23 protein-coding genes are annotated in these 25,016 nt (G+C 73.4%); 10 read left to right on the plus strand and 13 right to left on the minus strand.

Features of this window, described 5'->3' with window-relative positions; genetic code table 11:
* Positions 1-4: 4 nt before the first annotated feature.
* From H4696_RS44890 to H4696_RS44900, 3 genes are read left to right on the plus strand one after another with little or no spacing between them, the layout of a single operon-like run.
* Positions 5-1,081, plus strand: coding sequence for a precorrin-3B synthase (locus H4696_RS44890; protein WP_086857810.1), 1,077 nt, complete (start codon positions 5-7; stop codon positions 1,079-1,081).
* Entirely contained in the window at positions 1,078-1,701 is a 624-nt protein-coding gene (locus tag H4696_RS44895; protein ID WP_086857811.1) for a precorrin-8X methylmutase, read from the plus strand. The genes H4696_RS44890 and H4696_RS44895 overlap by 4 nt, the downstream gene beginning before the upstream one ends.
* Positions 1,698-3,188 (plus strand): precorrin-2 C(20)-methyltransferase, encoded by a 1,491-nt coding sequence (locus H4696_RS44900; protein WP_086857812.1) that lies wholly within the window; start codon positions 1,698-1,700, stop codon positions 3,186-3,188. The genes H4696_RS44895 and H4696_RS44900 overlap by 4 nt, the downstream gene beginning before the upstream one ends.
* On the opposite strand, the gene H4696_RS44905 is transcribed toward H4696_RS44900, so the two are convergent.
* The 7 genes from H4696_RS44905 to cbiE all read right to left on the minus strand — a co-directional run bounded on the left by H4696_RS44905 (position 3,185) and on the right by cbiE (position 12,753).
* Positions 3,185-5,158 carry a S53 family peptidase gene (locus H4696_RS44905; protein ID WP_086857813.1) on the minus strand — a complete coding sequence of 658 codons (1,974 nt, stop codon included), beginning with the start codon at positions 5,156-5,158 and terminating at the stop codon, positions 3,185-3,187. The genes H4696_RS44900 and H4696_RS44905 overlap by 4 nt on opposite strands.
* Before the next feature lie 216 nt (positions 5,159-5,374).
* A complete protein-coding gene (locus H4696_RS44910; RefSeq protein ID WP_086857814.1) occupies positions 5,375-8,464 on the minus strand; it encodes an arabinosyltransferase domain-containing protein in 3,090 nt (1,029 codons plus the stop codon).
* 18 nt (positions 8,465-8,482) lie between these two features.
* Positions 8,483-9,142, minus strand: a complete 660-nt coding sequence (bluB, locus tag H4696_RS44915) for a 5,6-dimethylbenzimidazole synthase (RefSeq protein WP_086857815.1) — start codon at positions 9,140-9,142, stop codon at positions 8,483-8,485.
* Positions 9,139-9,858 carry a cobalt-precorrin-6A reductase gene (locus H4696_RS44920; RefSeq protein ID WP_086857816.1) on the minus strand — a complete coding sequence of 240 codons (720 nt, stop codon included), beginning with the start codon at positions 9,856-9,858 and terminating at the stop codon, positions 9,139-9,141. Before H4696_RS44920 ends, bluB begins: the two co-directional genes overlap by 4 nt.
* A complete protein-coding gene (locus tag H4696_RS44925) occupies positions 9,855-10,871 on the minus strand; it encodes a Gfo/Idh/MocA family protein (RefSeq protein ID WP_086857817.1) in 1,017 nt (338 codons plus the stop codon). Before H4696_RS44925 ends, H4696_RS44920 begins: the two co-directional genes overlap by 4 nt.
* Positions 10,868-11,629 carry a precorrin-4 C(11)-methyltransferase gene (cobM, locus tag H4696_RS44930; protein WP_086857818.1) on the minus strand — a complete coding sequence of 254 codons (762 nt, stop codon included), beginning with the start codon at positions 11,627-11,629 and terminating at the stop codon, positions 10,868-10,870. The genes H4696_RS44925 and cobM overlap by 4 nt, the downstream gene beginning before the upstream one ends.
* Entirely contained in the window at positions 11,626-12,753 is a 1,128-nt protein-coding gene (gene cbiE / locus H4696_RS44935) for a precorrin-6y C5,15-methyltransferase (decarboxylating) subunit CbiE (RefSeq protein ID WP_211299637.1), read from the minus strand. The genes cobM and cbiE overlap by 4 nt, the downstream gene beginning before the upstream one ends.
* Positions 12,754-12,845: 92 nt before the next feature.
* On the opposite strand from cbiE, the gene H4696_RS44940 reads away from it, so the two are divergent.
* From H4696_RS44940 to H4696_RS44960, 5 genes are all read left to right on the plus strand, one after another.
* Positions 12,846-14,801 carry a putative cobaltochelatase gene (locus H4696_RS44940; RefSeq protein ID WP_086857826.1) on the plus strand — a complete coding sequence of 652 codons (1,956 nt, stop codon included), beginning with the start codon at positions 12,846-12,848 and terminating at the stop codon, positions 14,799-14,801.
* Complete coding sequence (gene cobO, locus H4696_RS44945; protein WP_086857820.1) at positions 14,801-15,415, plus strand: cob(I)yrinic acid a,c-diamide adenosyltransferase; 615 nt, start codon at positions 14,801-14,803, stop codon at positions 15,413-15,415. Before H4696_RS44940 ends, cobO begins: the two co-directional genes overlap by 1 nt.
* On the plus strand, positions 15,409-16,740 hold the full coding sequence (locus H4696_RS44950; protein ID WP_086857821.1) for a cobyrinic acid a,c-diamide synthase CobB: 1,332 nt from the start codon (positions 15,409-15,411) through the stop codon (positions 16,738-16,740). Before cobO ends, H4696_RS44950 begins: the two co-directional genes overlap by 7 nt.
* On the plus strand, positions 16,733-17,749 hold the full coding sequence (gene cobC, locus H4696_RS44955) for an Rv2231c family histidinol phosphate aminotransferase CobC (protein WP_192782889.1): 1,017 nt from the start codon (positions 16,733-16,735) through the stop codon (positions 17,747-17,749). Before H4696_RS44950 ends, cobC begins: the two co-directional genes overlap by 8 nt.
* 81 nt (positions 17,750-17,830) lie before the next feature.
* The gene (locus H4696_RS44960; protein ID WP_086862662.1) at positions 17,831-18,187 is read left to right on the plus strand and encodes a VOC family protein; all 357 of its coding nucleotides are present in this window, start codon (positions 17,831-17,833) and stop codon (positions 18,185-18,187) included.
* Here the strand turns inward: H4696_RS44960 and H4696_RS44965 are convergent.
* From H4696_RS44965 to H4696_RS44980, 4 genes are all read right to left on the minus strand, one after another.
* A complete protein-coding gene (locus tag H4696_RS44965) occupies positions 18,171-18,863 on the minus strand; it encodes a helix-turn-helix transcriptional regulator (protein WP_169735077.1) in 693 nt (230 codons plus the stop codon). The genes H4696_RS44960 and H4696_RS44965 overlap by 17 nt on opposite strands.
* Positions 18,864-18,896: 33 nt before the next feature.
* Positions 18,897-19,604 carry an adenosylcobinamide-GDP ribazoletransferase gene (locus H4696_RS44970; protein ID WP_086862663.1) on the minus strand — a complete coding sequence of 236 codons (708 nt, stop codon included), beginning with the start codon at positions 19,602-19,604 and terminating at the stop codon, positions 18,897-18,899.
* 289 nt (positions 19,605-19,893) lie between these two features.
* A complete protein-coding gene (gene cobT / locus H4696_RS44975; protein ID WP_086864377.1) occupies positions 19,894-20,907 on the minus strand; it encodes a nicotinate-nucleotide--dimethylbenzimidazole phosphoribosyltransferase in 1,014 nt (337 codons plus the stop codon).
* Positions 20,908-20,919: 12 nt separating this feature from the next.
* Positions 20,920-21,522 carry a bifunctional adenosylcobinamide kinase/adenosylcobinamide-phosphate guanylyltransferase gene (locus H4696_RS44980; protein ID WP_086864378.1) on the minus strand — a complete coding sequence of 201 codons (603 nt, stop codon included), beginning with the start codon at positions 21,520-21,522 and terminating at the stop codon, positions 20,920-20,922.
* 36 nt (positions 21,523-21,558) lie between these two features.
* On the opposite strand from H4696_RS44980, the gene H4696_RS44985 reads away from it, so the two are divergent.
* Positions 21,559-22,482, plus strand: a complete 924-nt coding sequence (locus H4696_RS44985; protein ID WP_086864388.1) for a cobalamin biosynthesis protein — start codon at positions 21,559-21,561, stop codon at positions 22,480-22,482.
* Entirely contained in the window at positions 22,479-23,960 is a 1,482-nt protein-coding gene (locus tag H4696_RS44990) for a cobyric acid synthase (RefSeq protein ID WP_086864379.1), read from the plus strand. Before H4696_RS44985 ends, H4696_RS44990 begins: the two co-directional genes overlap by 4 nt.
* Here the strand turns inward: H4696_RS44990 and H4696_RS44995 are convergent, their stop codons facing one another.
* Positions 23,961-24,716 carry a CbtA family protein gene (locus tag H4696_RS44995; RefSeq protein ID WP_086864380.1) on the minus strand — a complete coding sequence of 252 codons (756 nt, stop codon included), beginning with the start codon at positions 24,714-24,716 and terminating at the stop codon, positions 23,961-23,963. It abuts the gene before it with no gap.
* Positions 24,717-24,735: 19 nt separating this feature from the next.
* A complete protein-coding gene (locus tag H4696_RS45000; RefSeq protein WP_086864381.1) occupies positions 24,736-24,945 on the minus strand; it encodes a CbtB domain-containing protein in 210 nt (69 codons plus the stop codon).
* Positions 24,946-25,016: the final 71 nt, after the last annotated feature.

Below are 25,016 nucleotides of genomic sequence, written 5' to 3' on the forward strand. Positions count from 1 at the left end.
CCCCATGCCGACCCCAGCACGCGTGCGAGCCGACGCGTGCCCTGGTGTTTTCGCACCGCACGACGCCGCCGACGGGCCACTCGCGCGGGTGCGGCTGCCCGGCGGCACGATTTCCGCGGCGCGGCTGCGTGCGCTGGCCGACGCCGCCGAGGCGTGCGGTGACGGCGACCTCCACCTCACCTCGCGCGGCAACGTCCAGCTGCGCGGGGTCACCCGGCCCGGTCTCGCGGAGCGCCTGACCGACGCCGGCCTGCTGCCGTCGCCGTCTCACGAGCGGGTCCGGAACGTCCTCGCGTCGCCGCTGAGCGGGCTGCGCGGCGGGCTCGCCGACGTCCGGGGCCTGGCCGCGGCGCTCGACCTTGCGCTGTGCGCGGCACCCGAGCTGGCCGGGCTGCCCGGGCGGTTCCTCTTCGCCTTCGACGACGGACGCGGGGACGTCGCCGGGGAAGGCGCCGACGTCTGCTGGCGCGCGACCGGCCCGGACGAGGGCACGCTGCTGCTCGCGGGCGGCGACACCGGGCGCCGGGTGGCGCGCGCGGACGCCGTCGCCGCGTTGATCGACGTCGCGCTCGAGTTCGGCCGCGTGCGCGGGACCGCCTGGCGCGTCGCCGAACTCGACGACCCGGCCTGGCGTGGGACGCCCGTGCCGCGGGCCGGCGTCGAGGTCCCGGCCGGGCTGATCGAGCGGGACGACGGCGGCCTCGCCGCGGGTGTCGTGCCGCGGTTCGGGCAGCTCTCGGCCGGGCAGGCGCGCGCGTTGGCGGAGTTCGGAACGGCGCTGGTCACGCCGTGGAAGTCCGTGGTGCTGCCGGACGTGCCCGCGGATGTCTTCGAGCGGCTGGGCTTCGGTGCGGAAGCCCTGGGCACCACCGCCTGCATCGGCCGGCCCGGCTGCGCGAAGTCGCGCGCCGACGTGCGCGCCGACGCGGTGTTCCAGCCCGGCCTGCGCGCGCACTTTTCGGGCTGCGAACGGCGGTGCGGCAAGCCGTCGCAGTCCCATGTGGACGTTGTCGCCGAAGCGGACGGATATCGGGTCGACGGCCGTTGGGTGCCGCTCGACGAGGTGAAGGGAATGCTGTGATCGACTACCTGCGGGACGGTGCCGAGATCTACCGGCACTCGTTCGCCACGATCCGCGAAGAGGCGGACCTGGCGATCCTGCCCGACGACGTGGCCGGGCTGGCGGTCCGGATGATCCACGCCTGCGGCATGGTCGATCTGGTCGACGACCTGCGCTACACCCTCGACGTCGTGGAGTCGGGCCGGGCCGCGCTCGAAGCCGGCGCTCCGGTCCTGTGCGACGCGCAGATGATCGCCAGCGGCATCACGCGCCGTCGCCTGCCCGCGGCCAACGAAGTCCTCTGCACCCTGTCCGACCCGAGCGTGCCCGGGCTCGCCGAGCGAATGGGCACCACGCGCTCGGCGGCGGCCCTGGAACTGTGGCGCGACAAGCTGCCCGGCTCGGTCGTGGCGATCGGCAACGCGCCGACGGCGTTGTTCCGCCTCCTGGAGATGCTCGACGAAGGTGTCGGCGCGCCCGCGGCGATCATCGGCGTGCCGGTCGGGTTCGTCGGCGCCGTGGAGTCCAAAGTGGAGCTGGCGAAGCGCGCCCCGGCCCCGTACCTGGTGGTGCACGGCAGGCGCGGCGGCAGCGCGATGGCCGTCGCGGCGATCAACGCACTGGCGAGCGCCGAAGAATGAGCCTCGGCAAGCTGTACGGCGTCGGCCTCGGCCCCGGCGACCCGGAACTGATGACGGTCAAGGCGGCGCGGCTCATTTCGGAAGCCTCGGTGATCGCCTACCACAGCGCGCGCCACGGCCGCAGCATCGCGCGGTCGGTCGCCGAGCCGTACCTGCGCGAGGGGCAGATCGAGGAGAAGCTCGTCTACCCGGTCACCACGGAGACGACCGACCACCCGGGCGGCTACGAGGGTGCGATCGCGGACTTCTACGAGCTGAGCGCGAAACGGCTCGCGGAGCACCTCGACGCCGGGCGTGACGTCGTCCTGCTCTGCGAAGGCGACCCGTTCTTCTACGGCTCGTACATGTACATGCACGAACGGCTCGCCGGCCGGTTCGAGGCGATCGTCGTGCCCGGCGTTACGTCGGTGAGCGCGGCGTCCTCGGTGCTCGGCCGCCCGCTCGTCCAGCGCGACGAGGTCCTGACGGTGCTCCCGGGCACCCTCCCGGCCCCGGAACTGGCCCGCCGCCTGGCCGACACCGACGCGGCGGCCGTCCTGAAGCTCGGCCGGACCTTCAACTCGGTGCGCGAGGCGTTCGCGGAGGCGGGGAAGCTCGACGACGCCGTCTTCGTCGAGCGCGCGACGTGGGGACAGCAGCGAATCGAGCCCCTCGGCGAGGTCGACCCCGCTTCGGTGCCGTACTTCTCCTTGGCGCTGCTGCCCTCGCCCGCCTACGCGTCACGCCAGTCGCCTCCTGTTGCTCCGGCGGAGGCCGCGTCCGGTGGCGAGGTCGTGGTGGTCGGCCTCGGGCCCGCAGGTCCGGAGTGGCTGACCCCGGAGGCGGCTTCCGAGCTGGCCGAGGTCGAGCACATCGTGGGCTACGGCCCGTATGTCGCGCGGGTGCCGCAAAAGGCCGGGCAGCAGCGGCACGCGTCGGGCAACCGGGTCGAAGCCGACCGCGCCCGCGAGGCTCTCTCCCTCGCCGCTGACGGTGCCCGGGTGGCGGTCGTTTCCTCGGGCGACCCGGGCGTGTTCGCGATGGCGTCGGCTGTCTTGGAGCAGGTGGCCGCGGGCCACGGCACCGGGGTGAAGGTCCGCATCGTCCCGGGCGTGACGGCGGCCCAGGCGGCGGCGTCCCGGGTGGGCGCGCCGCTGGGGCACGACTATTGCGTGCTTTCGCTGTCGGATCGCTTGAAGCCGTGGGAGATCATCGAGAAGCGCCTGGACGCGGCGGGCGCGGCGGATCTGGTGCTGGCGCTGTACAACCCGGCTTCGCGTACTCGGACGACTCAGCTGTCCGACGCCCGGGACGTCCTGCTCCGCCACCGCGCGCCGTCGACTCCCGTCGTGGTCGCGCGGGATGTGGGCGGCCCGGAGGAAGACATCCGGATCACGACGCTGGGCGACCTCGACCCGTCCACTGTGGACATGCGCTGCCTGCTGATCGTGGGGTCCAGCCGCACCCGGGCGGAAGACGGTGTCGTCTGGACCCCACGCAGCTACTAGCCGAGGCCGGTCAGGAACGCGGCTCCGTTCGGGGTGCCGATGCCCGTGACGTCGTCGTAGCCGTCACGGACGTGGATCGTCAGCACGGCGTCGGCGTCCAGCGAACGCAGGCTCGCCGCCGAGTACCCGGCTGACGCGTCGACCGAGTTGTTGTAGTTGACGCGGGCGACCGCCATCGGCGACGGCGGCTGCTTGACGTCGTGGAACGCCGAGCTGCCCGCCCGCCCGTACAGCAGCGGGTTGGCGAAGCCGAACTCGTGGCCCGCCCGCTGCTGCGCCAGCGCGACGAACGCGGCGAACAGCGGTGACGCCAAGCTCGTGCCGCCGATGCGGTACTCGCTGTACTTCGCCGTGCCGTCCGGGAACGCCTGCGTCTGCCCGACCAGGAAACCGGTGTTCGGGTCGGCCAGCGCGGCCACGTCCGGCACCGCGCGCATCGGCTGCGGGCGCGCGCCGTTCGCCGTCGCGATCGCGTTCGGCACGACTCCGGCCTGGTACGCGGGCTGGGTGAACAGCCGGCTCGTGCCGCCACCGGCGCCGCCGAAGAACTCGCCCGGCGGGGTGGGCACCCACGCACCGTTGGTCAGCACCGACCGCCCGGTCTCCCAGCCGGTCTCGAACAGGTACTCGCCGTTCTTGCCGACGCCGAGCGACGTCCCGCCGACCGCGGTCACCCACGGGCTGACCGCGGGCCAGTCCGGCGTCGCGTTCGGGTAGTTCGCCGCGACGCCGCCGGTCTCGTCGGCGTTGTCCCCGCTGGAGAAGTAGACGCCGATCCCGGTCGCCGCCGCCTCGATGAGCGTGTCGTTGAACGGCTTGACGTAGCCGGTCGGCAGCAGCTCGGTCGAGAACCCGTAGGAGTTCGTCACGATCGAGGCCAGGTGCTGGTCGACGACGTGGTTCATCGCCGCGTCGAGGTCCTGGTAGTTGTTCGGCGAACCGACGTAGACGATGTTCGCGCCCGGCGCGATGCTGTGCACCGCCTCGACGTCGAGGGTCTCCTCGCCGTACCAGCCCTGCGGGTCCTGCTTCGGGTTCTGCGGCCTGCCGTACACGCCCGGCGCCGCCACCTGGGTGAACTGGTTGCCGGACAGCTGCGGCAGGCCGTGCAGGCGGGAGTAGGTGTTGACGTCGGAGAGGATCGTCGGCGACGCGTAGGCGTCGATGATCGCCACGGTCTGGCCGGCGCCGTTGGTGCCGGCGGCGATGGCCTGCTGGACGCCGTACGCGCTCTGCAGCTGCGCGGGCGTGTAGCCGCACGGCGCCCACGGGTTCGGGTGCCCGTAGGCGTCCGGCACCTTGACGCCGTCCGGGGTGAGCGTGGTCGCGGTGGTCTTCTCGCCGTAGTAGGCCGAGCACGGCGGCGCGTTGACGAACGCGGGGGACGGCGACGCGGCCGGGCCGGCGGACGGCTGCAGCAGCGCGAACGACTCGTCGAGCCCGACGACCGCGCTGACGCTCGACGGGAGGCCGGCGGGCAGCGACAGGTCCTGCTCGGGCGCGCGCAGCGTCTTGCCGGCGACCTTGTACTCGCCGAAGCTCGTGCCGAACGCCGCCGCGGCCTGCGCGACCGTCCCTTCGGCCTGCACGTACCGGTGGTTGCCCGGGGTGTAGCCGACGTCGAAGCCGGCCTTGCGCAGCCACTGTTGCACCGCGCCCACGTCGTTCTGCGACGGCGCGAACCGCTGCCGGAACTGCGCGGCGGTGAGGTACCGGCCGTAGGCGGCGGAGCCCGGCGTCGAGACGCTGTTCGCCGCGGCGGCCGCGTCGCCGCTCCAGCCGAGGTAAACGCGAAACGCCACATTGTCCGCCGAATTCGCCGCCCCGGTACGGGCGGATGATTTCGCCCAGGCCGGGACGCTGCCCGGCAACGGGGTCCGGTCGCTGGCCGCGGCGGCCCCGACCAGGAGACCGGCGGCCGTTACGGCCGTTGCGGCCAGCGCGATCAGCCGGATCACGGGTCTGCGCATCACTGCTCCTCCTCGGGGAAGTCACCCCTGCGACGGTGGAGGGGCGAGGAGAAAGCTAGTTCCGGGAATGGGAACTGACCAGTTTCGTGATCGAGTCGATGCGGGTAATGGATATTTCGGGCGGTGTATTTTTTCACCTATTGTTTTGTGCCACTCAGGGTAGAGCGACGGCCGGTGCGCACACCCGGACGGCGGTACCGAAGACCGCCGTCCGGCTCAGCGCGTCGGGTCCTTGCCGTTCGGCTGCCGCGGCCCCGGACCCGGCGACCACCAGCCCGGCACCGTCTTCTCCCCGTGCACCACCGTCGGCGCGATGCCTTCCGTGAACGGCTCGATCTGCAGCAGCTGACCCCACGACTGGCTCGGTTGCCCGATCAGGTAGCTCGGGACCTCCGGCTCCTCGGCCAGCTCCTCCAGCCACCCGATCGGCCCGCCGTTCGTCGACGACGCCCAGTTCGCCTCGTCGGCCAGGCCGCCCGCCGTGATGCGGTAGGCCGGGACCTGGGAGATGCCGTCGTGGGACGTCACCGGCTGGACGCACGGGTACACGAACGACGCCGGCCAGTCCACGTACACCGGCTTCGAGCCGATGCGGTCGGTCAGCGTCGTGAACGTCGGGACGCGCGGGGCGGACGCCGCGATCCAGCCGTCCTCGGTGAGGTCGTTGTCGACGATGTTGATGCGGACCGCGTCCGTCTCCGGGGGGAGGTCGCGCAGGTTGATGCGGGTGTCGTTCCAGCCGCCGGTACCCGCGCCCGGGGGCAGCATGAACTGGCTGCGGACGATCTTCACGCCGTCCGGGGTGTTGTGGCCGTAGTCGAGGCTGACCGACGTCGGGCGGCGGGCCGCGCCCGCGGTCGCCACCACGACCTGGCCGTCCGCCGGCTTCTCCGTCAGCGCGTACCAGTCGCTGCGCAGCCGTCCGGCGCGCGTTTCCGGGTCGAGGAAGCTCGACCACATCGGGACCTTCTCCGGGGTGAACCCGTGCGGCGGCTCGGCCAGCGGGTCCTTGTCGTCGACCGGGCGGGTGTGGAAGCCGGTCTGGACGCGGCCGTTGTCCTGGTCCGGGTTCGGCAGCGGCGAGTTCTCCTGCGGCTTCTCCGCGACGGTCCGCTGCTCGGACTGCGTGTGCAGGATGCTCGTCGCCGCGTCGCGCTCGACCATCACGTGGTCGGAAAGGTTGCAGCTCTTGCCGAACAGGTGCCCGACGTTCGCCGCGCCCAGGCTGTAGCTGCCGGCCTGGTTGTGGATCGCCCACGCCATCGTGACGAACTCGCCCGCCGCCACCAGGCCGCAGACCACCACCAGCGAAAGGGACCCGAGCCGCAGCGCGCGCAACCGGCCTTCCTGGGGCTGAGCGGGCAGGCCCGGCCGGTGCGCGCGGACGTTCTCGACGAACGCGTACACCCCGGCGATCGCCGCCGCCACCAGCAGGATCGTGGACAGGCCGATGCCGCCGATCGACGGCGCCACGTTCGTCCACTGGACGCCGAGGCGCGAGACGAACCAGTACGTGTTCGGCCCGGTCGCGGCCAGCGCCGCGACGACCAGCAGCCCGGCCAGGAAGGCCGCGCGGTTGCGTTTGGACCGCAGCACCGTCGAACTGGTCGCGAGCGCGGTCAGCGCCGCCATCGACGCGCCGACCGCGGCGAACGCGCCGAAGTGGTGCGTCCACTTCGTCGGCGTCAGGGCCAGCAGCAGGAAGAACAACGCCGTGGTGCCGATCAGCCGGCGCGCCGGGCCGAGCGACGCGCCCTGGATGCGGCCGCGGCGCAGCAGCATCACCAGGCAGGTGGCCGTGCACAGCACCACCAGCAGCACCGGGAAGCGGCGCGGCGCCGAGCCGTCGGGGAGGCTCTCGAACAGCAGCTGGTAGCGCGCGAGCTCCTGGAACCACGAGAGGTTCGGGCCGACCTGGGTGCGGATCCGGGTGGCCTCCTGCACGGTCGCGAACGTCTGGTCGGCGAACACCACGACCAGCACGAGCAGCCCGGCCGCGGCGACCGGCGCCAGCACCGGGAGCCAGCCGCTCTCGTTCGCGCGCTGGCGCACCAGCTTGAACAGCGGCCGCGCGGCGACCAGGAACGGCGCCACCGCGATCAGCCCGGTCGGCGTCGCGGCCAGGGTGAACCCGGCCGCGGTCAGGCCGAGGCACAGCGGCAGCAGCCGCCGTGTGACCAGCGTGCGTTCGACCGCGCAGATCGCCAGCAGCGAGCCGAGCGCGGCCACCGGTTCCGGCCGGACGCCGTTGTTGTAGGGCATCCACCAGATCAGGAACACCGTCGCGGCGGCCCAGCTGGCCGGGCGGCTGGTGCGGATCTGGGTGCCCAGGCGCGGCATCACCTCACGGCTGATCAGCAGCCAGCTGAGCACGCCGAGCAGGAACGACGGCAGCCGGATCCACGGCGGCACCGTGCTGACGTGCGTCATCAGCTCGAAGACGTGGTAGAACCAGCCGAACGGCGCCTCGGCGACGCCGAACCAGCGGTGGTAGTTCGTCAGGTAGCCGGTCGATTCGGTGACCCGGGCCATGGTGAGGATGTAGCCGTCGTCCGAAGTCACCGGCCCGATGAAGACCCACGCGCCGAGCGCGGCGATCACCGTGGCGTCGCGCAGCGTCAGCCGCCACCAGCCGACCGGCGCCCAGCGCGGGGCGCGGCGCGCGAAGCCGGAGTCACGGCGCCAGACCGCGATCATGCAGCCGATCAGCGACAGCACGGCGACCACGCCGACGACGATCTTCAGCGCGGTCGGCGACGTCTGGTAGCGCGTGTCCGGCACGACCGAGACGTGCAGGCCGGCGATCGGGTCCTTGCTCGAGTTGATCGAGGAGTAGATGCCGACGACCCGCGGGCGGACGTCCCCTTCGGCGTGGAAGATCGGCGTCCCGGCCACGGCGAGGGTCATCTGCGTCGCGTCGACGTCGAGCTCGACGTCGCACTTCTCGGCGGGCAGCGGCTGCTGGGCGATCTGCTGGCCCTGGCTGGAGGCGAACAGCACGCCGTTGTCCACGCGCAGCTGCAGGCCGACGCCCTTGCCGGCGTTCGGGTCGGTGCGCCCGTCCGGCACGGTGGCGAAGAGCAGGCCCGGGCCGTTGGTGCGGGCGTCGACCGAGCGGATCGCCGCGCACGGCAGTTCGGCGCGCAGGTCCTGCGCCCAGTACCCGGTCAAGGGCGCGTTGACGGAGCGGGTGTCGCTGCCGGTGGGCCAGACGACCTCCGCCGTGTCCTGCACCACCGGCAGGAAGGGGAAAGCCAGCGCGCACAAGGCCGAGAGCAACCCCAGCGCTACGGCAATCAGACGCATCGGCGCAACGCTAACGGGTCAGCGGTCGGCGGCTGACGCAGCCCCCGGATCACGCGGGGTGAACCGCCCGTGGTGGACCGCCTCGGTCAGGGGACGGCGGTTGCGCCAGCCGTGGCGTTCCAGGTCCGGCACGGTCTCGAGCCGGCTCACCGGGCCGACGCAGAGCCACGCCACCGGCCGGACGCCGTCCGGGATGCCGAGCAGCTCGCTCAGGAACGGCTCCCGGTAGAAGCTCACCCAGCCGACGCCGAGGCCTTCCGCGGTGGCGGCGAGCCAGAGGTTCTGGATCGCCAGGCACACCGAGTAGAGGCCGGCGTCGGCGATGGCGTGCCTGCCGAGGACGTCGGGCGCGCCGCGGGCCGGGTCGTAGGTGACGACGACGCCGAGGCTCGACTCGAGGATGCCCTCGATCTTGATGTTCGCGAAGGTGCTCGCGCGGTCTTCGGTGAGCTGCGCGGCGAACACCTCCCGCTCTTCGTGGACGTGCTTCGCGAACGTCTCGCGCGTCGGGTGGTCGTCGACCAGCACGAAGTCCCATGGCTGGGTGAGCCCGACGCTGGGCGCGGCGTGCGCGGCTTCGAGGACCCTCGTCAGGGTCGCTTCGGGGATGGGTGCGCCGGTGAACTCGCCGCGGACGTCCCGGCGCTTGCGCAGGACTTCGTAGAACTCTTCGATCATCGGTGCAGTACCCAATCGACGGCTTCGGGGACGGTGGCGGCGGTCTCGGTCACCGGGCGGGGCGGGCGCCGGACGACCAGGACGGGCTTGCGCAGCTCCCGGGCCGCGGTCAGCTTCGCGCTGGTCTGGGCGCCGCCGGAGTCCTTGGTGACCAGGACGTCCACGCGGCCGAGCAGTTCGCGCTCGGCGGCCACCTCGTACGGCCCGCGGGCCAGGATCAGCTCGTGGTGGCGCGGCAGCGGAGGCTCGGGCGGGTCGACGCAGCGGATCAGGAACCACAGGTCGTCGAGGTGCGCGAAGGCGGGCAGCCCCTGGCGGCCGCTGGTGAGGAACACGCGGTTCCCCAGCTCGGGGAGCTTGCGGGCGGCGTCGGCGAGGTCGTCCGCCCAGTGCCAGACGTCCTCGGGGCCCGGCTGCCAGCCCGGGCGGGCGAGCCGCAGGAGGGGCGTGCCGGTCAGTTCGGCCGCCTTCGCCGCGTTGGCGCCGATGCGCTCGGCGAAGGGGTGCGTGGCATCGACGACGGCTTCAATGTCGTTCTCGCGGAGCCAGGTCGCGAGCCCTTCGGGACCACCGAAGCCGCCTACGCGCACTTCGCCGGCCGGCAGCCGCGGCCGCGCGACGCGTCCGGCCAGCGAAGAGACGACCCGGACTTCGCGCGCTGTGAGGTCTTCGGCGAGTTTCCGGGCTTCGCCGGTGCCGCCGAGGATGAGGATCACCGGGGACGTCCGTACCCGACGGCCTCGCGCCACCGGTCGAGGGTCCGCAGGTTGGCGAGGGTTTCCGCCCAGGTCAGCTCGGGTGCCTGCCGGTCGCCGACGTGCGCGGCGACGTGGTCCGCTTCGCGCGCGAAGACGCCTTGGGTCGCTTCGACCTCGATGACCTCTGGCTCGCCGCCGGCCGGGGTCAGGATGATCTGCGACGTGCCCGGCGTCCGCAGCGGGTGGATCCACGCGGGCCGCGGGATGTGGAGGTGCCCGCGCGAGCCGTACACGCGGATGCCGTCTTCGCGGGTCAGCCGGATGCCGCACGAGATCGTCGCGAGGATGTCGCCGGGCAGCCGCAGCAGGCCGGTCGCGTACTCGTCGACGCCGTCCGCGCTCAGCCGGGCCATCCCGCTGACCTCGGTCGGCTCCACCACGGCTTCGCCGGTCGCGGCCTGGGCGACCAGCCGGGCCAGCGAGGTGCAGTAGCAGCCGACGTCGAGGATCCCGCCCCCGCCGAGCGCCGGATCACTGAGCCGGGCCGTTTCCTCGGGGTTGCTGTCGAAGGAGAAGGTGGTGTCGACCGCGCGGACCTCGCCGATCGCACCGGCCGCGATCAGCTCGGCCAGCCGCCGGGTCTGCGGGTGCAGCCGGTACATGAACCCTTCCATGAGGAAGACGTCGTGCTTCCGCGCGGCGGCGATGACCTCTTCGGCGTCGGCCGCGGTGATGGTCAGCGGCTTCTCGCACAGCACGTGCTTGCCCGCTTCGGCGGCGGCGATCGCCCACTCCTTGTGCAGGGCGTGCGGTGTCGAGACGTAGACGGCGTCGACGTCCGGGTCGGCGAGCAGGTCTTCGTAGCTGCCGTACGCCTTCGGGATGTCGAACCGCGCGGCGAAGTCCCGCGCCCGGCCGGCGTCGCGCGCGCCGACGGCGGCCAGCGTGCCGTGCTTGCTTTCGTCGACACCCGCGGCGAAGTGGCCGGCGATCGTCCCGGCGGCCAGCAGGCCCCAGCGCAGTTCCGTCACAACGACTCCGGTTGGTCGGCCCGGTCCCGGGCACTCGAATAGAGGAAGCTGTCGGGAAAGTTCGTGGCGGCGAGCACCCGCCCGACGAAGATGGTGGCCGCACGGGTCATCCCGGCTTCGCGGACGAGGGCGGGGAGGTCGCCGAGCACCCCGCGCACGACGGTTTCCCCGGGCTGGGTCGCGAGCGCGACGACGGCGACCGGGCAGTCGTCGCCGTAGTGCGGGATCAGTTCGGCGGCCACCCGCTCGACGTGGTTGATCGCGAGGTGCAGCGCGAGAGTTGCTCCGGTGGCGGCGAAGGCGGCGAGGGTTTCGCCCGGCGGCATCTTCGTGGAGCGCGCTTGGACCCGCGTGATGACCAGGCTCTGCCCGATTTCGGGCACGGTGAGTTCGCGCTGCAGCACGGCGGCCGACGCGGCGAAGGCGGGCACGCCGGGGACGACTTCGTACGGCACGTTTTCCACGTCGAGCCGCCGCATCTGCTCGGCGACGGCGCTGTAGAGCGACGGGTCACCGGAGGTCAGCCGCGCGACCTCGTGCCCGGCGCGGTGGGCCGCCACCATCCGCGCGACGATCTGCTCGAGGCTGAGGTTCGCCGTGTCGACGAGTTCGGCTTCGGGTGGGCAGTAGGCGAGGAGGTCGGTGGGGGTCATGCTGCCCGGGTAGAGGCAGACCCCGCAGCGGGCGAGGAGGTCGCGCCCCCGCACGGTGATGAGGTCGGCGGCCCCCGGCCCGGCCCCGATGAAGTGCACGGTCATCGGCTGCTCCACTGCGTCACGACCCGGGCCGGTGTCCAGCCGGTGAAACCGCCCAGCGGGGCCGCTCGCTCGACCCCGATCCGCACCAGCTCGCCGCCGTGCTCCGCATATGCCCGCGCCAGCACCTGTTCCGCCTCCACCGTCACCCCGTGCGCCACCACCCGGGCCCCGGTGGCCACACATGTCTCGAGCACTCCTGCCACCGTCACCCCGCCGCCGATGAACACCGCGTCCGGGGCGGGCAACGCGCTCAGCACCTCCGGTGCCTCTCCCGTCACCACCTCCAGCTCCGGTACTCCCAGGTCCACCGCGTTGCGGCCGATCCGCTCCGCTCGTTCCGCGTCCCGCTCGATCGCGACCGCCCGGTTCAGCCCGTGCAGCCGCGACCACTCGATGCCGACGCTGCCCGCGCCCGCGCCGACGTCCCACAGCAGCTCGCCGGGGCTCGGCGCGAGCCTCGACAGGGCCGAAACCCGCAGGTCGCGCTTCGTCAGCTGGCCGTCGTGGGCGTACACGTCGTCCGGGATGCCGATCAGGGGCAGCGCCGGGCCCACGCACTCCAGCGCGAACACCGTCAGCGGGCCGGGTTCGCCCGCCCAGCCGTCGGTGATGCGCTCCTCCGGCCCGCCCAGGTTCTCCAGCGCGAACAGCTCGCTCTCGCCATACCCCCGCACGGTGAGGAGGGAGCGCAAAGCCGTCGCGTCGGCACCCAGGACGAGCACCCGCCGCCGCGGGGCCAGCACCCGGGCGACGCGAGCCGACGAGCGGCCGACGAGCGTCACCACCTCGGTCTCTTCGGCGGACCAGCCCAGCCGGGCCCTGGCCAGTGTCACCGACGAGAGCGCGGGGAACGCGTCGACCTCGTATCCATGTGCCACGAGCGTAGTGCCGACCCCCGACAAAAACGGATCGCCGCTGGCCAGGACGCAGATCCGCTGTCCTTCGTGCTCCGCGATGAACGCGTCGAGCGCGGGCAGCAACGGCGACGGCCAAGGGACGCCGTCGACCTCCGGCGGCAGGTAGTCGAGCTGCCTCGGCGCACCCAGCACGACGTCGGCGCCGAGGACGAGTGCTTGGGCTTGCTCCGACAGGCCGGACCACCCGTCAGCTCCGATCCCCACCACCGTCAACCGTGATTTTTCGCGCACGATTTCCCACCCTAAGCGAGGCGGCCGCTGTGCGATGATCGGCCGGTCGCCGACCTGGAGGAGTGCTGTTGAAGCCCTACCCGTTCACCGCCGTAGTCGGGTTGCCGGACCTGCGTCTCGCCCTGGTCCTGTCCTCGATCTCGCCCGCCGTCGGCGGGGTGCTGGTGCGCGGCGAAAAGGGCACCGCGAAGTCGACCATGGTCCGCGCGCTCGCGGGCCTGCTGCCGGGCGTCGACGTCGTCGACGGCTGCCGCTTCTCCTGCGATCCCGCCGCCCCCGACCCGCTCTGCCCGGACGGCCCGCACGAAGGCGCCGCGGGCCACCGCCGGCCCGCGAAGCTGGTCGAGCTGCCGGTCGGCGCGGCCGAAGACCGCGTGATCGGTTCGCTGCACCTCGAACGCGCGCTGGCCGAAGGCGTCACGGACTTCCAGCCCGGCCTGCTGGCCGCCGCGCACCGCGGGCTGCTCTACGTCGACGAGGTCAACCTGCTGCACGACCACCTCGTCGACACCCTGCTCGACGCCGCCGCGATGGGCCGAGCGACCGTCGAACGCGAGGGCGTCTCCGTCTCGCACGCGGCGCGGTTCGTGCTGATCGGCACCATGAACCCGGAGGAGGGCGAGCTGCGGCCGCAGCTGCTGGACCGGTTCGGGCTGACCGTCGAGGTCGCCTCCAGCCGCGATCCCGAGCAGCGCGTCGAGGTCGTCCGGCGGCGCCTCGCCTACGAAGCCGATCCCGACGGTTTCGCCGCGCAGTACGCCGACGAAGACGCCCGGCTCGCCGAGGAAATCGAGTCGGCGCAGAAGCTTTTGCCCGCCGTGAAGCTCCCGGACGACGCCCTGCGCCAGATCGCCGAAGTCTGCGCGTCCTTCGAGGTGGACGGCATGCGCGCGGACATCGTGACCGCCCGCACCGCGGTCGCGCACGCGGCCTGGGCCGGGCGCGACGAGGTGACCACCGAAGACGTCCGCGTCGCCGCGCGGCTCGCGCTGCCGCACCGGCGCCGCCGCAACCCGTTCGACGCGCCCGGGATCTCGGAAGAGCAGCTGGAGCAGGCACTTCAGGACGCGCAGCCGCCCGAGCCCGGCCCCGAAGACGACGGCCCCGGCTCGGGTTCGACGCCGGACGAGGCCCCGCAGGAGGTTCCATCGGGCGACGCGCCGCAGGGCCAGCAGCCCCAGCAGCAGCAGAACGGTGGACAGCAGAAGACCGTCGGTGCCGGGGAAACGTTCAAGGCCAAGGTTTTCCGCGTCAAGGGCATGGGCGAAGGCGAGCGCGGACGGCGGTCGCGCGCGATCACCGACAGCGGGCGCACCATCGGCGTCCAGCCCCCAAGCGTCCGCGACGGGCGGCCGCACCTGGTCGCGACCGTCAAAGCCGCGGCACCGCACCAGAAAGCCCGCGGCCGCGACGGCGCCGCGCTGAAGCTGCGTCCCGAAGACCTGCGGTACGCGCTCAGGGAAGGCCGCGAAGGCAACCTCGTGCTGTTCTGCGTCGACGCGTCCGGCTCGATGGGCGCCAAGGCCCGCATGCGCGAGGTCAAGACCGCGGTGCTGTCGCTGCTGCTCGACGCCTACCAGCGCCGCGACAAGGTCGGGCTGGTGACCTTCCGGGGCGCCGAAGCCGAGCTCGCGCTGCCGCCGACGATCAGCGTCGACGCCGCCGCGGCCCGCCTCGAAGGCCTGCCCACCGGCGGCCGGACGCCGCTCGCCGAAGGGCTCCTGGAGGCCGCGCGGGTGCTGCGCGTCGAGGAGATCCGCGATCCGCGGCGCCGCCCGCTGCTCGTCGTCGTCACCGACGGCCGCGCCACCAGCGGCCCGGACGCCGTCGCGCGCGCCCAGGCCGCGGCCGGGCTCCTGGCCGGGGTCACGGCGGTCGTGATGGACTGCGAGAGCGGCAAGATGCACCTCGGCCTGGCCGCCGATCTGGCCGCGCACCTCGGCGCCGAACACGTTCCCCTCGCCGACGTCGCCGCCGAATCGCTGGCGAGCGCCGTCCGCGCCCGGACCGGAAGGGCCGCCTGATGCCGCAGGGCAAACCGGAAACCGTCCCGAACGACGGGCTGACCACCCGCCAGCGCCGCAACCGGCCGCTGCTCGCCGTGCACACCGGCGAGATGAAGGGCAAGTCGACCGCCGCGTTCGGGATGGCGCTGCGGGCGTGGAACCAGGGCTGGTCGATCGGCGTGTTCCAGTTCGTCAAGTCGGCGAAGTGGCGCGTCGGCGAGGAAGCGGCGTTCCGCGCGCTGGGCAAGCTGCACGACGACACCGGCGAAGGCGGGCCGGTCGAGTGGCACAAGATGGGCGAGGGCTGGAGCTGGGCGCGCAAGTCCGGCACCGAAGACGACCACGCGTCGAACGCGCGTGAGGGCTGGGCGGAGATCAAGCGCCGCCTCGCCGCCGAAGCGCACGACTTCTACGTCCTCGACGAGTTCTCCTACCTGCTCAAGTGGGGCTGGCTGGAGGTCGACGACGTCGTGTCCACCCTGGTCTCGCGGCCGGGGCACCAGCACGTCGTCATCACCGGCCGGTACGCGCCGCCGGAGCTCGTCGAAGCCGCCGACCTGGTGGCCGAGATGACCAAGGTCAAGCACCCGATGGACGCCGGCCAGAAGGGCCAGCGGGGGATCGAGTGGTAGCGCGCGTGGTGATCGCCGCGCCCGGCTCCGGGCACGGCAAGACCACCATCGCCGCCGGGCTGATGGCGGCGCTGCGCGCGGCCGGGCACCGGGTGTCCGGGCACAAGGTCGGGCCGGACTTCATCGACCCGAGCTACCACGCGCTCGCCACCGGCCGGCCCGCGCGCAACCTCGACCCCTTCCTGCAGGGTGAGGACCGGCTGATCCCGTTGCTGCGCCACGGTTCCGCCGGTGCCGACCTCGCCGTGATCGAGGGCGTGATGGGCCTGTTCGACGGGGCGCTCGGCACCGAGGGGTACGCCTCGACCGCGCACGTCGCCCGGCTGCTCGACGCGCCGGTCGTGCTCGTCGTCGACGCTTCGGCCGCCTCGCGCAGCGTCGCCGCGACCGTGCTCGGCTTCGCCCACTACGACAACCGCGTGCGGCTCGCCGGCGTCATCCTCAACAAGCTCGGCTCGCAGCGGCACCTCGACGAGATCGCTTCCGCGCTGGAAGCGACCGGCGTCCCGCTCCTGGGCGCGCTGTACCGCAACGAGGAGATCCACGCGCCGAGCCGGCACCTCGGGCTCGTCCCGGCGGCGGAACGGGCCGCGGAAGCCCAGCACGTGCTGCCCGCGCTCGCCGCGTGGGTCACCGAAGGCGTCGACCTCGAAGCAATCGTCCGGATCGCCTCCGGCGCGCCGCGGCTTTCCGCGCCGCCGTGGGAACCGTCCGGTGTGGACGGTCCGTGCGTGACGGTCGCGGCCGCCGGCGGCGCGGCGTTCACCTTCCGCTACACCGAGAACGTCGAGCTGCTCGCCGCGTGCGGGGTCGACGTCGTGGACGTCGACCCGCTGCGCGACGAAGCACTGCCCGAGGGGTGCGCCGGGCTGTACTTCGGCGGCGGCTTCCCCGAGGTGCACGCAGCCGAGCTGTCGGCGAACACGGCGTTGCGCGCGCAGGTCGCTACGGCGATCGAGCGCGGGATGCCGGTCAGCGCCGAATGCGCCGGGCTCCTTTACCTGTGCCAGTCCCTGGACGGCCTCCCGATGGTCGGTGCGGTGCCCGCGGACGCGAAGATGACCGCCCGCGGCAAGCTCGGCTACCGGCGCGCGGTGGCCGTGGAGGACAACCTCCTGGCCGCGGCCGGGCAGCGCGTCACCGGGCACGAGTTCCACCGCACCGAGGTGACGCCTTCGCACGGCGCTACGGCGGCCTGGGGCTGGGACCGGCAGCTGGACGGCTTCGCTTCGCCGACGCTGCACGCGTCCTACCTGCACGTCCACTGGGCCGGCTACCCCGAGCTGGCCCACCGGTTCGCCGCGCGGGTCCGGGCCCATGCCTGACTACGACCTCCACCACCACGGCGACCGCGAAGTCGGGCCGGGGCTGGTGGACCTCGCGGTGAACGTCCGCCTCCCGCGGCCGCCCGCGTGGCTGCGCGACGAGCTGGTGTCCGCTTTGGACTCCCTCGCGGCTTATCCCTCCTCGCTCGAAGCCACGGCGGCGGTGGCCGCGCGGCACGGTCGTGCGGTCGACGAAGTCCTGGTCACCGCGGGGGCGGCGGAGGCGTTCACGCTGCTGGCGTCGGCGCTGAAGCCGCGCCGAGCCGTCGTCGTGCACCCGCAGTTCACCGAGCCCGAGGCCGCGCTGCGGGCCGCCGGGCACGATGTCGAGCGGGTCGTCCTGTCCGAAGCGGACGGTTTCGTCCTCGACCCGGCGCTGGTCCCGGCCGACGCGGACCTGGTGCTCGTCGGCAACCCGACCAACCCGACTTCGGTGCTGCACCCCGCTTCCGCGCTGCTGGCGCTGACGCGGCCCGGGCGGCTGCTCGTGGTGGACGAGGCGTTCCTGGACGCCGTTCCCGGCGAAGGGGAAAGCCTGGCCGCCGGGCATCCCGGCGTCATCGTGCTGCGCAGCCTGACGAAGACGTGGGGCCTGGCCGGGCTGCGAGCGGGGTACGTGCTCGCCGAACCCGAGGTCGTCGAGCGGCTGCGGGCGGTCCAGGTGCCGTGGTCGGTGTCCACCTTGGCCGCCGTCGCGACGGTGGCGTGCTGCCGCCCCTCCTCGTTGGAAGAAGCCGAGAAGCTGGCGGTAGCCGCGGAGGACGACCGCGAGTATCTGGTGTCCGGCCTGGCCGCGGCGGGCGTGCCGGTGCTGGGCGAGCCGCGCGGCCCGTTCGTGCTCGTGCGGATCCCGGACGGGGCCGCGGTGCGGGACCGGCTGCGCGACGGCGGCTACGCGGTCCGGCGCGGCGACACCTTCCCCGGCCTCGGCCCGGACCACCTGCGGCTCGCCGTGCGCGACCGCGCGACGACGGACGCGTTCCTGAAGGCGTTGGAAGAAGTCCGCTAAACACCGACAGGGGGCTGTCGCCACCACCGCCCACAGTGGGCGGAGCCGGGAAACGCCCGGCGTGGCAGCGAAAGGAACCCCATGCCCCGATTCAACGACGTCGCCTGGTTCGAGATCGGCGCCACCGACCCGGCGGCCGCCGAACGGTTCTACGGCGACGTCTTCGGGTGGAAGGCCGTGCAGGACGAGTCGGCGAGTCCCGATCCGGCCTACCGGGTCATCGACACCGGCGGCTCGCGCGGCGGCCTGGCCACCGGAACCGAGGACTACGCGATCTTCACCGTGCTCGTCGAGGACGTCGCCGCCGCGTGCGAGCGCGTGGAAGCCGCCGGGGGCAAGGTGAAGCGGCCGCCGGTCGTCAACCCCGTCGGCGTCACCTTCGCGCACCTGCTCGATCCCGCGGGCAATCATTTTTCCGTGTTCACCCCGCCAAAGTGAGCTGTTCGACGACGCCGTAAGGGATGTCGAGGTCCTCGCGCCGCAACGGGCGGAGCGGGGGCACCTCGGCGGTCGCGGTGAGCGACGTGATGCGGTCGGTGCGGAAGACGCGGACCTCCTCGCGCAGCCGGCACCAGGCGACCAGGTACCAGTGGTCGGGCTTGCCGACGTAGCCGAGCGGCTCGATTTCCCGTCGTGTGACGGCTCCTTCCCGGTCGGCGTACCCGATCCGCAGGACGCGGCGGGTGCCGAGCACGTGCGGCGGCAGCGGTGGCGGGCTGGCCGCGTCCCCGAGCAGGTGGACGCGGGCGGCGAGGTCCTGCGCCGCGGCGGCGTCGTCCGTTCGCATGGCGGCGACGAGCTTGCGCAACGCCGACCCGGCCTCGGCGCGGAACGGCGTGCCCTCCAGCCGGCGCAGGGCGAGCGCCATCGCGACGGCTTCTCCCGGCGTCAGGTTGACCGGCGGCAGCGTGTGCGACCGGTCGAGGCAGTACCCGCCGGTGCGGCCGGGTTCGGCGTAGATCGGCACGCCGGACTGCTGGAGCGCGCCGATGTCCCGCTCCACGGTGCGCGCGCTGACCTCGAACTTGCCCGCGAGCCAGCGCGCGCTCCGTGGCCGGGGCGCGACGGCGCGAAGCTCCTCGACGAGGGCGTACAGACGGTCGGTGCGGTTCACGCGGCCGACTTTAGGGGTGGGGTACGACAGTTTTCAGGCGAGCGCGAGCAGCGCGGTGGCGACGGCGGCTTCGACCCCGGCGCCGAGAACGTCCCCAGTGACGCCGCCAAGCCGCTTCGTACAGCGTTTGAGGAGGACGGCGGTGACGGCGTAGGCGAGAACGACCGCGAGCGGGCCGCGCCACCACGGGAGTCCGGGGAGCAGGGTGGCGAGTGCGGCGGCGGCCAGGCCGACGGCGACAGCTGCGGTGCGGGGGACCGAGCCCGCGACGGTGGCGCCGAGCCCTTCCGGCCGGGCGGACGGGACACCGCGCGCGCAGGACATCGAGAGCGTGCCGCGGCCGATGACGACGGCGGCGACCGCTTGGTAGGGATCGGTGAGCGCGCCGACTTGGACCAGGAGGACCAGGACGAGGGTCGCGACGCCGGTCGGGCCAGAGTCGCCGCGGCGCATGACGTCGAGGGCCTTCGCGCGGTCGTAGGAGGCGCCGAGCCCGTCGGCGGTGTCGGCGAGGCCGTCGAGGTGCAGGCCGCGGCTGCCGAGCGCGACGGCACCGATGGCGAGGGCGGCGGTGGCGACGTTCGGGAGGTGGAGCGCTTGTCCGGCGGCGACGATCAGCCCGGCGGCGAGCGCGAGGGGGAGCGCGGCGAGGGGCGCGAGGAGCATGGCGCCCCCGGCCGTGCGGCGGTCGATGACGTGGGGCGCCGGGACCGGGACGGTGGTGAGGGTCCCGACGGCCATCCGCGCGGCGTCACCCCAGCGGCTCACGAGCGCCCCGCAGCCGACGCCATGAACGGGTCGTTCACCGCGCCGGACGGCAGGGTCCCGGCAGCGTCGGGTCGGTGCGGTCCGCAGCGGTGCGCCAGTGTCTTGAATGAGTCATTCAGGACGTCCGAAGACCTGAATGAGTCATTCAAGACGTGGGGCGAGCGGGTTACCGGCGGCGGAGTGGCTTGGCCGCGCGACTTTGCCGGAGCCCCGGCGCCGGACGGCGTGAAAGGGTCGTTCACGACGTCCGGCGAGGCGGTGCTCACGCCAGGTCCGCCAGCAGGCCCATGTCCGCCAGGATCGCGCGGGCCGCCCGCAGGGCCGGGACCGCCTGCACCGCGCCGCTGCCCTCGCCCAGCCGCAGGCCGAAGTCCAGGATCGGCTCCAGGCCCAGCGCCTTCAGCGCGAACGCCTGCGAGGGCTCCGTCGACCGGTGGCCGGCCAGCCACCACCGCTCCGCGCCCGGCGCGATGTCCCGCGCGACCAGGGCCGCCGCGCCGGAGAACACGCCGTCCAGCAGGACCGGGATTCCCCTTACCGCCGCTTCGACCAGGAAGCCCGACGTCGCCGCCAGGCACGCGCTGCCCAGCGCCGTCAGGCGGTCGAACGGGTCCTCGACGCGGCCCGAGACCCGCGACAACGCCGCCGCCACCGCCGAAGTCTTCCGCGACAGGCCCGCCGCGTCGACGCCCGTGCCCGTGCCGACCACCTCCGCCGCCGGCAGGCCCAGCGAGGCCGCGACCACCGCCGCGCACACCGCCGTGTTGCCGATCCCCATGTCGCCCGGGATCAGCAGGTCCGCGTCGCCCTCTTCGCCGGCGATCGCGCGGCCGGCCTCGAACGCCGCCCGTGCTTCGCCCGGGGCCAGGGCGTCCTCGACGTCGATCGAGCCCGAACCGCGGCGGATCTTGTGCGCCGTGACCGAGGCCGGAACGTCGGCGCCGTCCCAGTCGACGCCGAGGTCGGCCACCCGCACCTGCGCGCCGACCTGCGCGGCCAGCACGTTCACGCCGCTCTTGCCGGCCAGGAACACCCGGACCATCGCCGCGGTGACCTCGCGCGGGTACGCCGAGAGCGCCGAGACGCCGTGGTCGCCCGCGAAGACCACCACGCGGACGTCGTCGAGCGGGCGCGGCGGCACGCTGCCGTGCGCCGCGGACAGCCACGCCGCCAGCTCTTCCAGCTTGCCGAGCGCGCCGAGCGGTTTGACCAGGCCGTCGAGCCGCTCCAGGGCGGCGGCGCGGGCGGCGGGGTCGGGCACGGGTACGTCGAACACGGGCGCCTCCAGCTAAAGGTCGAGCGCCCGGCCCGCGACGACCAGCACGACCCGGTCGGCGTCGGCGGACACCCGGTTGTTGAGTGCGCCCAGCACATCACGGAACAGCCGTCCCGACGACGTTGCGGGCACCACACCGCTGCCGACCTCGTTGCTGACCGCGACCACCGGCACCCGCGCCGCGGCCCACGCGGCGAGGAAGTCTTCGAGCCGGTCGTCCAGCCGGTGCTCCCAGCCGGGCTTCTGCCGCCACGCGCCGACGTCGTCGAGCACGCGGGAGAGCCAGGTGCCGAGGCAGTCGATGAGCAGCGGCTCGGTGGCCGTGCGCAGGGTCCCGGCGAGGTCGGTGGTCTCCACGGTCTTCCAGTGCGCCGGCCGCCGCGCCTGGTGCGCGGCCACCCGCGCGGCCCATTCGGGGTCGTCGTCGCCGGCGGGCAGGCCGGGCGCGACGTAGACGAGGTGCGGGTAGTGGGCCACGAGCCGCTCGGCGTGCCGCGACTTCCCCGAGCGGACGCCACCGAGGACCAGCACCTTGCCTTCGTCGCGGCCGTACCGGCGTAGTGCGCGCGCCAGGGTCTCGAGGTACCCGGCGAGCCGGTGGGTCAGCTTGGTCATACCCGGCATTGTGGTGCACGCGCTACCGTGCGCCACGTGCCACTCCGTCTAGGGACAACCGCTGCCGGACTCGTCACCGGATACGGTGCCGACGCTCTGTTCGGTGACCCCCGGCAGGGGCACCCCGTCGCCCTGTTCGGGAGTGCCGCCGCCCGGCTGGAACACCGTCTGTGGGCGGACTCGAAGCCGCGCGGAGCGGTGTACGCGGGGTTGTGCACCTTCGCCGCCGTAGGACTGGGCGTCGCGCTTCAGACGGCTTCACGGCGAAGCCCCTTCGCGCGCTTCGTGCTGACAGCGGCGGCCACCTGGGTGGTGCTCGGCGGACGCGGTCTCGCGGCCGAAGGCGCCGAAATGGCCAGACTGCTCGAAGCGGGCGAAGTGCCCGAAGCGCGTAAGCGGCTCTCGCACCTCTGCGCGCGCGACGCGACGACGCTCGACGCCGCCGAGCTGACCCGCGCGGCCACCGAGTCGATCGCCGAGAACACCTCGGACGCCGTGGTCGCGCCGCTGTTCTGGGGTGCGGTCGCGGGGCTGCCGGGGCTGCTCGGGTACCGGGCGCTCAACACGCTCGACGCCATGGTCGGCTACCGGTCCGCGCGCCACCGGAACTTCGGCTGGGCCGCGGCGCGGGCCGACGACCTGGTCAACCTGGTTCCCTCCCGGCTCGGCGCGGCGCTCACGGTGGTGTGTGCGGGCGGCCGGGCGCGGGAGTCCTGGCGGGTCTGGCGCCGCGACGGCGGGCAGCACCCCAGCCCGAACGCGGGCCAGGTCGAGGCGGCCTTCGCGGGCGCGCTGGACATCCGCCTCGGCGGGACGAACAGCTACGGCGGCGAGGTCGAGACCCGCCCCCGGCTGGGGGAGGGCCGCGATCCGGAGCCGGTCGACCTGCGGCGGGCGGTGCGCTTGTCGCGGTGGGTCGGGCTGGCCGTACTGGTCGTCGCCGCGGGGGTGGCCCGGTGAGCGGCCTGCTCGTCGCCGGGACGACGTCGGACGCCGGGAAGAGCCTGGTCACCGCGGGGATCTGCCGGTGGCTCGCGCGCCGCGGGGTCCGCGTGGCTCCCTTCAAGGCGCAGAACATGTCGAACAACTCGATGGTCTGCGGCGACGGCGCCGAGATCGGCCGGGCCCAGTGGGTGCAGGCGCGCGCCGCCGGGGTCGAGCCCGAGGCGGCCATGAACCCCGTGCTGCTCAAGCCCGGGAGCGACCGGCGCAGTCACGTCGTCGCGCTCGGGAAGCCGTTCGGCACCCTCGAAGCGGGCGAGTACGCCACCGGCCGGGCCGGGCTCGCGGAGATCGCCTTCGGTGCGTACGAGGACCTCAGCGCCCGCTACGACGTCGTCGTCTGCGAGGGCGCCGGCAGCCCGGCGGAGATCAACCTCCGCGGCGGCGACTACGTCAACATGGGGCTCGCGCGGCGGTTCGGCCTGCCGGTCCTGGTCGTCGGCGACATCGACCGCGGCGGCGTGCTGGCCGCGATGTTCGGCACCCTCGCGCTGCTCTCGGCCGAGGACCAGGTGCTCGTCGCGGGCTGGGTGGTCAACAAGTTCCGCGGCGACGTCGGCCTGCTGCGCCCGGGCCTGGACAGCCTCGAGAAGGTCACCGGACGGCCCGTGCTGGGCGTGCTGCCCTGGCTCGACCGCGTGTGGATCGACTCGGAGGACGCGCTGGCGGCCGCGGGCTGGCGCCGGGAGGCCCACGGTGGCGGCCTGCGCGTGGCCGTCGTCCGGTTCCCGCGCGCGTCCAACGCCACCGACGTCGACGCGCTCGCCGCCGAGCCCGGGGTGACCGTCACGCTGACCGCCGATCCGGACGTGGTGATGGCCGCGGACGTCGTCGTGCTGCCCGGTTCGCGCGCCACCGTCGACGACCTCGCCTGGCTGCGCGACCGCGGCCTCGGCACGGCGGTGGCGGCCCGCGCCGCGGCCGGGCGGCCGGTGCTCGGCATCTGCGGCGGGTACCAGATGCTCGCCGAGTCCATTGTGGACGACGTCGAATCCGGCGCCGGTTCGGTTCCCGGCCTCGGGCTGCTGCCGACGCGGGTGGCGTTCGCCGCGGAGAAGGTCCTGGCCCGCCCGGCGGGCGAGTGGCGCGGAAACCCGGTGCGCGCTTACGAAATCCACCACGGCACGGTCACCGCGGCCGCGTCCGATGAGTCCTTTTTGGACGGCCTGCGCGCGGGTTCGGTCTGGGGCACGATGTGGCACGGCGCCTTCGAGAACGACAGCTTCCGGCGCGCGTGGCTCACCGAAGCGGCGGCCCAGGCGGGTGTCGAGTGGACAGCCGCGCCCGGCGCGCCCGGTTTCGGGGAACTGCGCGAGGAAATGCTCGACAAGCTGGCCGACGCCGTCGACGAGCACCTGGACACCGCGATGCTGCTCGCGTTGCTGGAACAGGGCGCGCCGGCGGGACTCCCGTTCGTCCCGCCCGGCGCTCCCTAGTCAGGCGGCGACGGCGGTCTTCTTGTTCAGCGCCTTCTCCGCGAAGGCGCCGAAAGCCAGGCCCAGCGCCAGCCACAGCGTCACCTGCGTGCCGACCGACGCCGTGCGGAAGCTCCACAGCGTCGACGCCGGGAAGTCCGCCGGGACCTCGTCGACCACCGGCATCAGCCAGGCCACCACGCCGATCACGACGAGGTAGCCCGCCGCGGCGAGGAGGAAGCCGTTCCAGGCGCCGAAGCGGTCGGCCAGCTTGCGGCCGAACACCGTGGCGAAGATGCCCGCGAGCAGGGACACCGCGACGAACCCGAAGTACAGCTCGGTGCGCGAGCCGATCGTGCCCGGCTGGCCCACCGCGGGCGGGTTGGCCGGGTACTTCAGGAACGGCACCAGGAACACCACGGCGAACGCGCCCGCGGTGAGCAGCAGCGCCGTCACCCTCGGCCGGAGGTTGCCGAGCCGGCCTTGGGCGAACGCGAAGGCGAGCGAGAGCAGGCCGCCGATCGCAACGCCGTAGACGAGGACGCCGGTCAGCAGCCCGAGGGTGCTCTGGATGTCCCGGGGGACGAGCTCCTCTTCGTGCTCTTCGGCGGGGGCGGGCTCGGCGCCCGCGCCGTGCGAGTGGGAATGGCCGCCGGACTCTTCGAGGCCGATGGCGGTGTTCACCGACGGCTCACCGAAGGCGTAGGCGAACCCGAACGCGAGCACACCGGCGATCAGGCCCGCGAGCATGCCGCGGACCAGCAGGGTCTTCATCATGGGAGTACGTGCCCGCCGATCAGTGGCAGGGGAAGGCCAGCAGGTGCCGGCCGTCGTGCACGAACTCGTGGACGTACATGTTCGCGAACACCGCGGTCGCGCCCTGCTCGGCGCTGACGAAGTACAGCGCGATCAGCGCCAGGAGCACCACGAACACCGCCCAGGGCACGATCTCACGGATCGGGATGCGGATCGGGAGCGGAACGGCGGGAACTGCCGGGTGGGACATGGGCGTGGCCTCCTCGGGCTTTCGCGGCCTCATCGGGGTCGGTCACGAGGGTCCGGGTCTGGCTTCCCCCT

The organism is Amycolatopsis lexingtonensis, from assembly GCF_014873755.1.
Lineage (GTDB): Bacteria > Actinomycetota > Actinomycetes > Mycobacteriales > Pseudonocardiaceae > Amycolatopsis > Amycolatopsis lexingtonensis.